9 protein-coding genes and 1 tRNA gene are annotated in these 12,657 nt (G+C 32.9%); 6 read left to right on the forward strand and 4 right to left on the reverse strand.

The genetic code is table 11. The features are described 5' to 3' along the window. Together L6Q46_RS08310 and L6Q46_RS08315 are read right to left on the reverse strand one after the other, a co-directional pair. Window positions 1-465 (reverse strand): polysaccharide deacetylase family protein (locus tag L6Q46_RS08310; protein WP_291283914.1); only part of this gene is annotated, 465 nt, incomplete at its 3' end. Window positions 466-541: 76 nt separating this feature from the next. Further along, the gene (locus L6Q46_RS08315; protein ID WP_291283915.1) at window positions 542-3,742 is read right to left on the reverse strand and encodes a DUF2723 domain-containing protein; all 3,201 of its coding nucleotides are present in this window, start codon (window positions 3,740-3,742) and stop codon (window positions 542-544) included. 156 nt (window positions 3,743-3,898) lie between these two features. Between L6Q46_RS08315 and L6Q46_RS08320 the strand changes: the two genes are divergently transcribed. Beyond that, window positions 3,899-3,969, forward strand: a tRNA-Gln gene (locus L6Q46_RS08320). 122 nt (window positions 3,970-4,091) lie between these two features. On the opposite strand, the gene L6Q46_RS08325 is transcribed toward L6Q46_RS08320, so the two are convergent. After that, window positions 4,092-4,916, reverse strand: a complete 825-nt coding sequence (locus L6Q46_RS08325; protein WP_111566183.1) for a universal stress protein — start codon at window positions 4,914-4,916, stop codon at window positions 4,092-4,094. A 169-nt stretch (window positions 4,917-5,085) separates the two neighbouring features. Between L6Q46_RS08325 and rimP the strand changes: the two genes are divergently transcribed. The 3 genes from rimP to infB are packed head-to-tail and all read left to right on the forward strand — an operon-like array spanning window position 5,086 to window position 9,681. After that, window positions 5,086-5,553: a ribosome assembly cofactor RimP gene (rimP, locus tag L6Q46_RS08330; RefSeq protein ID WP_291283916.1), complete on the forward strand. Its 468-nt coding sequence runs from the start codon at window positions 5,086-5,088 to the stop codon at window positions 5,551-5,553. A gap of 13 nt (window positions 5,554-5,566) precedes the next feature. Next, a complete protein-coding gene (nusA, locus tag L6Q46_RS08335; RefSeq protein ID WP_111566182.1) occupies window positions 5,567-6,808 on the forward strand; it encodes a transcription termination factor NusA in 1,242 nt (413 codons plus the stop codon). A 47-nt stretch (window positions 6,809-6,855) separates the two neighbouring features. Then, window positions 6,856-9,681, forward strand: a complete 2,826-nt coding sequence (infB, locus tag L6Q46_RS08340; RefSeq protein ID WP_291283917.1) for a translation initiation factor IF-2 — start codon at window positions 6,856-6,858, stop codon at window positions 9,679-9,681. A gap of 61 nt (window positions 9,682-9,742) precedes the next feature. On the opposite strand, the gene L6Q46_RS08345 is transcribed toward infB, so the two are convergent. Next, window positions 9,743-10,132: an SPOR domain-containing protein gene (locus L6Q46_RS08345; protein WP_111566180.1), complete on the reverse strand. Its 390-nt coding sequence runs from the start codon at window positions 10,130-10,132 to the stop codon at window positions 9,743-9,745. Window positions 10,133-10,348: 216 nt separating this feature from the next. Here L6Q46_RS08345 and L6Q46_RS08350 point away from each other — a divergent pair, with 216 nt between their 5' ends. Beyond that, complete coding sequence (locus tag L6Q46_RS08350; protein WP_291283918.1) at window positions 10,349-11,620, forward strand: c-type cytochrome; 1,272 nt, start codon at window positions 10,349-10,351, stop codon at window positions 11,618-11,620. A 32-nt stretch (window positions 11,621-11,652) separates the two neighbouring features. Beyond that, window positions 11,653-12,657, forward strand: a 1,005-nt coding sequence (locus L6Q46_RS08355; protein WP_291283919.1) for a TAT-variant-translocated molybdopterin oxidoreductase, incomplete at its 3' end; no start/stop codon positions are given.

Genomic DNA, 12,657 nt, shown 5'->3' on the forward strand with positions numbered 1-12,657 from the left:
AAAATCATAACTCAATACATCCCACATAATTATTTTGTATCCTAATTGTCGAATAGCTTTTGATTGACTTGGTTTGGTTTTTCCGTAAGGAGGACGAAATAAGAAAGAGTATCCAGTGTTCAGTTTTAAGTGTTCAGTTTCGCACAACTTGAAATTATCGATATATTGATTAGTTTCGGTTTTCCATCCGTTTAAATGATTGAAAGTGTGGTTTCCGGTTTGATGTCCTTCAGCAAGTATTCTTTTGTAAACTTCTGGATATTTTTTGATATTATCGCCAATGCAAAAGAAAGTTGCTTTTATTTCTTCCGATTTTAAAAGATCTAAAACCCATTCGGTTACTTCAGGAATTGGACCATCATCAAGTGTTAAATAGATTTTTTTATCCGAATTTGGAATATCCCAAACCAGATTAGAAAAAACCTTTTTAATAAGTCTATTTGTTTTTACCCAATTGAAGTTCATGTTGTAAAATTAGTATAAAAAAAATGTTCCAAACGAAATTTCTTTCACTTGGAACATTTTAATTATTTATAAAGTGTTATTCCATATCTCTGCCGAAACGTTGAAACATTTTATTGAAATTGTTAAACTTCACTTTTTCTTTATTGTAAAATTCTAAATCTTCAGCCGATTCAGCAACTTTGATAAAGTCTCGATACATTTCAATATCGGTAACAATATCCATAGCGCTAAAGTTTTGTTCGCTTGGTTTCCAGCTGTTGTAAAAAGTTAGATTTTCTTGATATTTCTTAATTACCTCAGAAATGATATCTCTAGCTTTTTGCTTTTTACCAACTTCGTAATATCCCATTGCAAATGGTTCTAACATAGAATAATATTCAAAATATTGAATTGGCATTTTTTCCATTGCTAAATCAATTACTTTTTCGGCTTTGTCTAATTTACCTTCATTTATTAAGGTTTCCATTAGTCGAGCTAAGTTGGTTCTGTAGCTAATGCTATTTTTGCGAGTTTCAACATCATGATAAATAATAGGTTTACCACTGTTACCCCAATCAAATTTCATTACAATGTTGTACATTTTTTCAGAGTCAATTTGACCCATTTTCATTGGGCTTGGAGAATCTACAGGGGTTTTAATTGGAACTAGTTTAAAACACATTCCATCTAATTGTAAATAATTTTTCATCCACAAATAATCATCTTCACCAAAACTTCCGCCTGTGAAATAAATTGGGCGTTTCCAGTTGTTTTGATTCACAATGTCTAACATCATTAATCTGTTTTTATAAAGCGCATCATCTTTAATTTCAAATTCTATTGCTGGTACAATTGAATCATAGAATTTTTCTGAAACAACTTTATTTTTAATTACAGTTGCTTTATCAACAGGAAGTATTATTTTTTTAGATGGGAAGTAATTTATTTTGCGTCCATTGTTTAATTCAATTTTGGCTCTTTCATCATCTAATGCTATAAATTTGAGCATGTCATCTAATAATAGAGGGTCTTTTGTTCTTTCTACATACAAACTGTAATCTCTGTTACTTCCTTTGTATTGTTCTCTGTTAAATGAGCTCGGAATAGGGTCAGAATTGTGTGCTTTCATTTTCATTTGATCGATATACCAATCAGTCATAAATAATTGCGTATTTACAATTCGAATATCAGTTCTATATCCTTCAATTTCTTGCATGTACCAAAGAGGGAAAGTGTCATTATCACCTATTGTAAATAAAATAGCATTTGGTTCACATGAATCTAAATAAGATTTTGCCATTGTTAAAGCAGTATCTTTATTAGAACGATCATGGTCATCCCAGTTTTGAGCTGCTAATACTACTGGTGAAGCTAATAACGATGTAGCTAATACAACTGGAATAGCAATTTTTGGTTGGATGTATTTCTTTAAAGTGTCGAAAATGGCATAAATTCCGTAACCAATCCACATAGCGAATACATAAAAAGACCCGACTAATGCATAATCTCTTTCTCTAGGTTCAAAAGGTCTTTCGTTTAAGTACACTTTTAAAGCTAAGCCTGTAAATAAGAATAAAACGAGTAAAACATAGAAACTCTTAATGTCTCTTTTGGCATGAAAAACCATTCCAATGATTGCTAAAATAAAAGGTAAAAAGAAATAGGTATTTCTTCCTTTGTTGTTTTGCATGTCAGATGGTAGGTTTTTTTGCGTTCCAATGAATATCTCGTCGATAAAGTTGATACCGCTTAACCAATTTCCATGTGTGTTGTCATATTTTCCTTGAACATCACTTTGTCTTCCAACAAAATTCCAAAGTAAATAGCGCACATACATATATCCAAATTGATATTGGATCATGAATTTTATATTATTAAAGAATGTAGGTTTCTCTACAATTAAGTATTCTCCATAACCTTTTAAGAATTTGTCATAGTCTTCTTCGTCAATTTCGCCAGCTTGATAGGCTTTTCTAAATTGTGTTACAATATTGACTAATTCATCTTCATGAGCATATTCTGGATTAATTCTAAACTCTAATGGTTCAGTAAAAATCATATAATTTTCTCTGTGTTCATTGCTCCACATTCTTGGTAATAATGCTTTGTGGGCATCATCGGTGTTTTGTTTTGCGTTGACATAGTCGTTAGTAATGATGTATTTTTTTGTTTTGTAATCACGTTCGTAATTAGGTTTGTCGTCTAAATACGGAGTAACAGGATCTAAACCTGAATAAGTATCAGAAAATTGAGGTCCGTAGAATAATTTTTGTTCTCCATATTGCTCACGATTATAGTAAGCTAAAACCTCTGCAGCATCTGATGGTTTGTTTTCGTTGATTGGAGTGTTAGCATTGGCTCTAATTGGCAACATCATCCAAGTTGAAAATCCAATCAAGATGAAAAGAGTTGATAAAATTAAAGTGTTATAAAAAACATGCCCTTTTTTCTTGGTATAATTTAATCCAAAATAGAAAGCAGCCACAATTAAAATGAAAGCAAAAATAGTTCCTGAATTAAATGGCATTCCAAGGTTGTTTACCATGAAAATTTCGGTTTTACCAAAGAAAGCCAGTGTGTAAGGAAGTAAAAGCTTAAAGATAAAAAGCAAAATTGCAATAATGACAACGTTTGCAATCAGGAAACTTTTAACGGTAATGTTGTTGTATTTTTTAAAGAAATATAGAAATCCAATAGCAGGAAAAGTAAGTAGTGCCATAAAGTGAACTCCAAAAGAAAGTCCAATAACTAATGAAATTATTAGTAGCCACTTATTGCCGCGAGGCGTGTTTATTTCTTGTTCCCAACGTAATCCTAACCAAAACAATAACGCTATTAAAAATGTAGCCATCGCATATACTTCGGCTTCTACGGCATTGTACCAAAAGCTATCGGTAAATGTAAACGATAAAGAAGCGACTGTAGCACTACCTAAAATCATTACAGCATTGTTTGTAGAAAGTTCTTTTTCGCCTACGATTACTTTTTTCAATAAGATGGTTAACGACCAAAACATGAAAAGAACAGTAAAAGCACTTGAAAATACAGAAAGATAGTTCACCATTAACGCAATTTTGTCTGCACTAAAGGCAAACATGGCAAAAAACGCACCTAGCATTTGAAATAAAGGTGCCCCAGGTGGGTGGCCAACTTCAAGATTAGCTGATGTTGCGATGTATTCACCACAATCCCAAAAACTCAAGGTTGGTTCAACGGTTAAAGAATAAGTAATTAAAGCTACCATAAAAGCAGACCATCCTAAAATAGTGTTCCACTTTTTAAAGTTGAATGAATTCATATTGTATATTGGTTTTTCTATATTCTCCTACAAAGAAACTATTTTTTTGTTTATAATATTAGTTAAATAATTTTTTTAATATTTTTTTTAGAAAAATTTGCAGAATAAAAAATATGCATTACATTTGCACTCGCAATCGAAAAGGTTGTTAGGTATTGGCCCATGGTGTAATGGTAACACTCCGGTTTTTGGTACCGTCATTCAAGGTTCGAGTCCTTGTGGGCCAACAAAACTCCACTTAGAAATAAGTGGAGTTTTTTTATTTTTATAAGTATCTAATTTGTTATAAGTTAGCATAAAAAAAGACCACAATTGTGGTCTTTTTTTTATCGGTTAAAATCTGGAAAAATTAGATTTTAAATGTAATAACTGGTCTTTTAGCATGATTTACTAAATCTTCACTAATGCTTCCGTTGAAGAAGTGAGATAAACCTTTTCTTCCGTGTGTGCTCATTCCTATGATATCGGCATCGATACTTTTTGCAAAGTGTAAAATCCCTTTTTCTACATTTACATCATTGTATATGTGTGTAGAATAATTGTCAATTTTAAAGTTTGCTATAAACTCATCCATTTGTTTTTGAGCAACTTTAGTAGATTTAAAATTGTTTGGAGTATTGATGTTTGCTAAATAAAGATGTGAGCCAAATTTGTTAACAAATTCAACTACTTTTTCAAATGGTTTCTTGATTTCGTCTGAAAAGTCAGAAGCGAAGACAAATTTTGTTGCGCTGAAAGCATCTTCTTCACGTTTGATAACTAACACAGGAACTTCAGAGTTTCTAACAACTTTTTCGGTATTTGAACCAATGAACATTTCTTGGAAACCATTTGCTCCATGAGATCCCATAACAATTAAATCTGCGTTATGTGCTTCTCCGTTTTTGATGATGCCTTCAAAAGCCATTTCAAATTGAATAATTCTTGAAATTTTTACGCCGTCTAAATAGTCAGCATCCATTAATTCGTCTAATTTGGCTACAGCTGCATTTTTAAAAAACATCAATTCTGGGATATCGTGTGCTCTTGTAACGGCGTCATTTCCAGTTGTTGGTAATTCTAACATGTGTAGTAAAAAAATCTCACCGTCATTCTTTTTAGCAATTTGTGCTGCAACTTTTAATGCGTATTCTGCGTGTTTTGAAAAATCGGTTGGTACTAAAATTCGTTTCATAAGTTTGTTTTAGGTTATTTTAATGGTGTAAATGAATTACACTATAAAAGTACAAAAAATATCCAAACTGACAATCTTTTTTTTAATTCAAAAAAAATTGTATATTTGCAACGTTATTAAAAGACAAAGGATTATGAGGCACGCACGGCGTGCCTCTTTTTATAAAAATATGACATTTAAAAATAAAGTTCAGGAAGTCTTAAATGCTGCGTTAGCTGAGCGTGAGCATCTTTTTTTGATTGATTTATCTATTAATGAAGCTAATAAAATTAGTGTTATTTTAGATGGTGATTTTGGTGTAAATTTGCAAGACTGTATCGATGTAAGTAGAGCGGTTGAAAATAATTTAGATAGAGAAGAGCAAGATTTTTCATTAGAAGTGGCTTCTGCAGGTGTTTCAAGTCCATTAAAAATGGTGAGACAATACAAGAAAAACATCGGTAGAACCTTAAAAGTTAAAACCATTTCTTTAGAAGAAGTTGAAGCTAAGTTGACGACTGCTGACGACGAAAAGATAACTTTAGAATGGCAGGCACGTGAGCCTAAGAAAATTGGTAAAGGAAAAGAAACAGTTGAAAAAAAACTAGAAATTCCTTACGAGAATATAAAAGAAGCAATTGTTATAATATCATTTTAAATAAAGAGTTGACATGGAGAATATTGCATTAATTGAATCGTTTTCAGAATTTAAAGACGACAAACTCATAGATAGAGTTACACTAATGGCAATTTTAGAAGATGTATTTAGAAATGCATTGAAAAAGAAATATGGATCAGACGATAATTTTGACATCATCATTAATCCTGATAAAGGAGATATGGAGATTTGGAGAAATCGTGTTGTTGTAGAAGATGGTGAAGTAGAAGATCCAAATTCTGAAATTTCTTTGTCTGAAGCAAGAAGAATCGAACCTGATTTTGAAGTTGGTGAAGATGTTTCTGAAGAAGTAAAATTAATTCAATTAGGAAGAAGAGCTATTTTGGCACTACGTCAAAACTTAATTTCTAAGATTCATGAACACGACAATACAAATCTTTACAAACAATTTAAGGATTTGATTGGTGATATTTATACAGCGGAAGTGCATCATGTTCGTCCAAAAGCTGTAATTTTGATGGATGATGAAGGAAATGAAATTGTTCTACCAAAAGAAAAACAAATTCCAAATGATTATTTCAAAAAAGGGGATAACGTAAGAGGAGTTATTGAAAATGTGGAATTAAAAGGTAATAAACCTCAGATTATCATGTCAAGAACTGCTCCTGAATTCCTTGAAAAATTATTTGAACAAGAAATTCCTGAAGTGTTTGATGGTTTAATTACAATTAAAAAAGTAGTTCGTATTCCAGGTGAAAAAGCAAAAGTAGCAGTTGATTCTTATGATGATAGAATTGATCCTGTTGGAGCTTGTGTGGGTATGAAAGGTTCTCGTATTCACGGAATTGTTCGTGAATTAGGAAACGAAAATATCGATGTAATTAATTATACAGCAAACGCTCAATTATATATTACAAGAGCTTTAAGTCCAGCTAAAGTTTCTACTGTTAAAATTAACGAAGAAGCTAAAACAGCAGAAGTATTCTTAAAAATTGAAGAAGTTTCTAAAGCTATTGGTAGAGGTGGTAATAACATTAAATTAGCAAGTTTATTAACAGGTTATGAAATTGATGTTATAAGAGAAGGTATTGCACAAGAAGAAGACGACGTAGAATTAAGAGAGTTCTCAGACGAAATCGAAGCTTGGGTAATTGAAGAATTTGAAAAAATCGGTTTAGATACAGCTAGAAGCGTATTAAATCAAGATGTTGCTGACTTGGTTAGAAGAACAGATCTTGAAGAGGAAACTATTTTAGATGTAATCAATATATTAAAAGAAGAATTAGAAGGATAATTCTTTAACCAAAACACACAACATACAAAGAATTTTAAAAAGGTTATATGTCTGAAGAAAGAGTAATAAGAATAAACAAAATTTTAAGGGAGTTAAATATTTCTCTTGATAGAGCTGTGGATTTTCTTAAAGAAAAGGGTCATGAAATTGAGTCTAGTCCAAATGCTAAAATATCACAAGAGGAATACAAAGTCTTATGCGGTCAATTTTCTGCTGACAAAGGGAATAAGGTAGCCTCTCTTGAAGTAAGTGAAGAAAAAAGAAAAGAGAAAGAGGCACTTAAACGTGAACTTGAAAAAGAACAAGAAGCAAAACGTTTGCAGGAAGAAGAGCGTCAAAGACAAGAGATTATCAAAGCTAAGGCAGTTTTGTCTGGTCCAAAAGCTATTGGTAAAATCGATTTAGATCCTAAAAAGCAAGAAGTTAAGTCTGAAAAACCAGTTTCTGAAGAAAAACCAGTTGTTGTATCAGAGGAAAAGCCTGTTATTGCTGAAGTTAAGCCTGTTGAAGAAAAAGTTTCTGAACTAGTTAAAACGGAAGTTAAGGAAGAATCACCTGTTGTTAAAAACGTTGAAGTTGTTAAGCCTACGAAAGATGTTGAGACAAAAGTAGAAACTCCTTCTGAGGATGTGGGTGAAGTAAAAATTGAAACGCAATATCAAAAGTTATCAGGTGCTACTTTTACAGGTCAAAAAATTGATTTATCTCAGTTCGATAAACCTAAAAAGAAAAAAGAAGATCCTAAAAAAGATTTTAAAAAGCCTGGAACTCCTCAAGCTCAAAATGCGGGTGGAGCAAATGCGGCTAATAACAATAAGAATAAACGTAAGCGTATTGTTAAACCAGGCACTCCTGGAGCTCCTGGAGCAAACAATAACGCTGGCGGACCTAAGAAAGAGTTTGTTAAAGGTGGTGGAGCTGGTGGCTTTAATAAAGGTAAAAAACCAATTATTCAAAAGGTAGAGCCTTCTGAAGAAGATGTTAAAAACCAAATTAAAGAAACCCTTGAAAGATTACAAGGAAAAGGTAATAAATCAAAATCGGCAAAATACCGTAGAGATAAAAGAGATTCACACCGTCAGCGTGTTGATGATGAATTACAAGCACAAGAAGAAGGAAGCAAAACATTAAAAGTAACTGAGTTTGTTACCGTAGGTGAAATTGCATCTTTAATGGATGTGCCAATTACAAAAGTAATCGGAACTTGTATGTCGCTTGGAATCATGGTTACCATGAACCAACGTTTAGATGCGGAAACACTATCTATCGTTGCTGATGAGTTTGGATATGAAGTAGAATTCATTACAACAGATATTGAAGAAGCTGCAGAAGTAGTTCAAGATAATCCAGAAGATTTAGTACACAGAGCACCAATTGTTACTGTAATGGGTCACGTTGACCACGGTAAAACCTCTTTACTAGATTACATTCGTAAAGCAAACGTTATTGCGGGTGAATCAGGAGGAATTACACAGCACATTGGAGCATACGGAGTAATTTTAGAAAATGGCGAAAAAATCACATTCTTAGATACACCAGGTCACGAGGCGTTTACCGCGATGCGTGCACGTGGAGCTCAAGTTACCGATATCGCTATTATCGTAATTGCTGCGGATGATGATATCATGCCACAAACAAAAGAAGCAATCAGTCACGCACAAGCGGCTGGTGTTCCTATGATTTTTGCTATTAATAAGGTAGATAAGCCAGCGGCTAATCCAGAAAAAATTAAAGAGCAATTAGCTGGAATGAATTTATTAGTTGAAGATTGGGGTGGAAAATACCAATCACACGATATTTCGGCTAAACAAGGAACAGGAGTTTCTGAATTATTAGAAAAAGTATTATTGGAAGCAGAAGTTTTAGAACTTACTGCAAATCCAAAAAAACCTGCGCTTGGAACTGTTGTTGAAGCTCAGTTAGATAAAGGAAAAGGATATGTTTCTACTATTTTAGTACAAGCAGGAACACTTCGCATTGGAGATTACGTGTTAGCTGGAAAAAATCATGGTAAAATTAGAGCTATGTTTGACGAAAGAGGACACCAAATCAAAGAAGCAGGTCCATCAACTCCAGTATCTGTATTAGGTTTAGATGGTGCGCCAACAGCGGGTGATAAATTTAATGTTTACGAAGACGAAAGAGAAGCAAAACAAATTGCATCTAAACGTACTCAGTTACAACGTGAGCAATCGGTTCGTACGCAAAAACACATTACGCTTGCCGAAATTGGTCGTCGTATTGCATTAGGACAATTTAAAGAATTGAATATTATCCTTAAAGGAGACGTGGATGGTTCTGTTGAAGCATTATCGGATTCATTCTCTAAATTATCTACAGAAGAAATTCAAATCAACATTATTCATAAAGGAGTTGGAGCAATTACTGAATCTGACGTATTACTAGCTTCTGCTTCTGATGCGATTATTATCGGATTTAACGTTCGTCCTCAAGGAAATGCAAAACAATTAGCTGAAAAAGAAGAAATCGATATCCGTAACTATTCTATTATTTACGATGCAATTGATGACTTAAAAGATGCTATGGAAGGAATGTTATCTCCAGAAATGAAAGAAGAGATTACAGGTACTGCCGAAATTAGAGAATTGTTTAAAGTATCTAAAGTGGGAACAATTGCCGGATGTATGGTTACCGATGGTAAAATCTTCAGAAACTCTAAAATACGTTTAATTAGAGAAGGAGTTGTAATTTACACAGGTGAATTAGCTACTTTAAAACGTTTCAAAGATGATGTTAAAGAAGTTTCTAAAGGATACGATTGTGGTATGCAGATTAAAAATTACAACGATATTCGTGAGTACGATTTAATCGAAGGATTCCATGAAGTTGAAGTGAAGAAAAAATTGAAATAATTCAGTTATAAACAATAAAAAAAGCCATTCATTTGAATGGCTTTTTTGTTTTTATCTATTTTTAATTCGAAGGTTTGATGATTAAAGCTGTTGGATATTTTTTCTTAATATCTACCATTGCACGTTCAACTTCAATTCTTGTTTTGAAATTTCCAATCCATACTTTATAATTTGGACTATTAAAAATGATGGTACCATCAAGGTCTTTAAATTCTTTTTTAAATTCAAGTAATTTCTTTTTAGACTCTTCGCTGTTTCCATAAAAAATCTGAATTTTATAACCTTCATTTAAAAATAAACTGCTGTTTAGTTTTCTTTTTTCTTTTAACAATTGGTCGATTTTTGGATCAACAGAAACGTTTGTTTTTACCTCCTGACCATTAGATACTGTGCAGAAAAATGAAGATAGAATAAAGACGTACAATAAGTTATGTTTTGATAAGTTTTTCATATACAAATGATTTTAATACAAAAATACAATTTAAGACGAGAATCAGACGCTTGAATATTATTTAGAACAAATATAAATTACATTTTAAGATAAAATTAAGGTTTTAATAATAGTTCGAATATTGTATTTTTGTCGGAGTTTTGAAAAAATAACGTGTTTTTTTAGATAAGGGTATATCTAAAAGTATACCAAATTAAGTCGATAATCATTTTAAATATGAAAAAGGTGGGTAACCATAAATCGTTTTCAAGGATTTTCTTCAGTTTAGCATTCGTGCTAGTAACTTCTTTATCTGCGTTCTCTCAGGATGCAGCAAAGGGTAAAGAATTATTTAATACCAATTGTGCCGCATGTCATAAATTAGACGCAAAAGCTACGGGTCCTGCACTTCGTGACGTTGGTTCTAAGTATGACAAAGAATGGTTGTACAAATGGATTAAAAATAGTGGAGAATTAATCAAGTCAGGAGATGCGCAAGCTGTAAAAGTTTTTGAAGAGAACAACAAAGTTCCAATGACTGCATTTCCACAATTGTCAAATGAAGATATTGACAATATTTTAGCTTATACTTCTGAGCCAGCTCCTGCTGCTCCTGCAGTTGTTCCTGGTGCGCCTGTAGCTGGTGAAGCAACTGCTGATTCTGGTGTTTCTAATAATGTGATATTAGGAGTGCTTTCTTTAGTAATGATGATGTTAGTTGTTATGTTGTTCTTGGTGAACAATATGTTGACTAAAATTGCTAGTGCTAAAGGATTAGAAGTTGAGCAAAAAGATCGTTCTGTATTAAATCTTTTCAGAGCGTATGCTAAAAATCAATTCTTAGTTTTAGTTTCTACAGTCTTGTTATTGTTGGTTTCTGCTTACTTTGCATACGGATGGATGATGCAAATTGGTGTAGATCAAGGGTATGAGCCAGTACAACCAATTCACTATTCACACAGAATTCATGCTGGTGAAAATGGAATTGACTGTAAATACTGTCACTCAGCTGCAAGAGTTGGTAAGCATTCTAACATTCCTTCGTTGAATGTTTGTATGAACTGTCACAAAAACATTAGTGAAGTAGCTGAAACTACTGCAACTGAAGAGCATTCAAAAGCATTTTACGATGGTGAAATTGCTAAATTGTATGATGCAGTTGGATGGGATAAGTCATTACAAAAATACACAGGAAAAACTAAACCAGTTAAATGGGTTAGAATTCATAATTTACCAGATCACGTTTATTTCAATCACTCACAACACGTAACTGTTGCAGGTGTTGAGTGTCAAACTTGTCACGGTCCAGTTGAAGAAATGGAAATTATGAAACAGCATGCTCCATTAACAATGGGATGGTGTATCAACTGTCACAGAGAAACAAATGTGAAAGTAGAAGATAATGCTTACTACAAAAAAATCCATGAAGAACTTTCTAAAAAATACGGAGTATCTCAGTTAACTGCTGCTCAAATGGGAGGTTTAGAATGTGGTAAATGTCACTATTAATAAAATAATTTAAGAAGCTAATATACTATACAATGGCATCAAACAAAAAATACTGGAAAAGTGTTGAAGAGCTAAACGAAAATAGCTCTATTGTTGAGACGCTAAGAAACAACGAGTTTGTGGAACCAATTCCGGTTGACCAATTCTTAGGAGATAAAGAATCTTTATCTGCTTCGTCAACTACTCGTCGTGACTTTTTAAAATATGTTGGATTTAGCACTGCTGCAGCTTCGTTAGCGGCTTGTGAAGGTCCTGTTGTAAAGTCAATTCCTTACGTAGTTCAACCAGAAGAAATTATTCCTGGTGTTGCTGATTATTATGCAACAACAATGGCTGATGGTTTTGATTTTGCTAATATTTTAATCAAAACTCGTGAGGGTCGTCCTATTAAAGTTGAGAACAATAATTTAGAAGGAGCAAAAACTGGAGCAAATGCAAGAGTTCATGCTTCTGTTCTTTCATTATACGATAGTTTACGTTTAAAACAACCTAAAATTGCTGGTAAAGATGCAACTTGGGCTGATGTAAACACTAAAGTTAAAGCTAGTTTAGAAGATGCTAAAGCAAAAGGTGGAAATGTTGTAGTGTTAACAAATACTATGGCAAGTCCTTCAACTGATGCTTTAATTGCTTCTTTAGTTGCTAAATATCCAACAACTAAACATGTTGTTTATGATGCAGTTTCTGAATCAAACGCTTTAGATGCTTTTCAAGCAGTTTACGGTGTAAGAGCTTTAGCTAATTATGATTTTTCAAAAGCAGACGTTATCGTTTCTGTTGGTGCAGATTTCTTAGGAGATTGGCAAGGAGGAGGTTTTGATGCAGGATATGCTCAAGGTCGTATTCCTAAAAACGGAATGATGTCTAAACATATTCAAATTGAATCTAACATGTCTTTGGCTGGTGCTAATGCAGATGTTAGAATTCCAATGACAGTTGCGCAACAAAAACAAGCTTTAGCAGATTTATATTATGCTGTTGTAAGTGGAGCTCAACCTAAAAATGCTCAAATTGCTAAAGCGGCTAAACAACTTAAC

Source organism: Flavobacterium sp. (assembly GCF_023151265.1).
Taxonomy (GTDB): domain Bacteria; phylum Bacteroidota; class Bacteroidia; order Flavobacteriales; family Flavobacteriaceae; genus Flavobacterium.

Bases quoted from the DNA above. Each gene is read 5' to 3' on its own strand.
- rimP (WP_291283916.1), top strand. From the start codon at position 5,086: ATGACATTTAAAAATAAAGTTCAGGAAGTCTTAAATGCTGCGTTAGCT.
- L6Q46_RS08350 (WP_291283918.1), top strand. From the start codon at position 10,349: ATGAAAAAGGTGGGTAACCATAAATCGTTTTCAAGGATTTTCTTCAGT.
- L6Q46_RS08325 (WP_111566183.1), bottom strand. From the start codon at position 4,916: ATGAAACGAATTTTAGTACCAACCGATTTTTCAAAACACGCAGAATAC.
- infB (WP_291283917.1), top strand. From the start codon at position 6,856: ATGTCTGAAGAAAGAGTAATAAGAATAAACAAAATTTTAAGGGAGTTA.
- L6Q46_RS08345 (WP_111566180.1), bottom strand. From the start codon at position 10,132: ATGAAAAACTTATCAAAACATAACTTATTGTACGTCTTTATTCTATCT.
- nusA (WP_111566182.1), top strand. From the start codon at position 5,567: ATGGAGAATATTGCATTAATTGAATCGTTTTCAGAATTTAAAGACGAC.
- L6Q46_RS08315 (WP_291283915.1), bottom strand. From the start codon at position 3,742: ATGAATTCATTCAACTTTAAAAAGTGGAACACTATTTTAGGATGGTCT.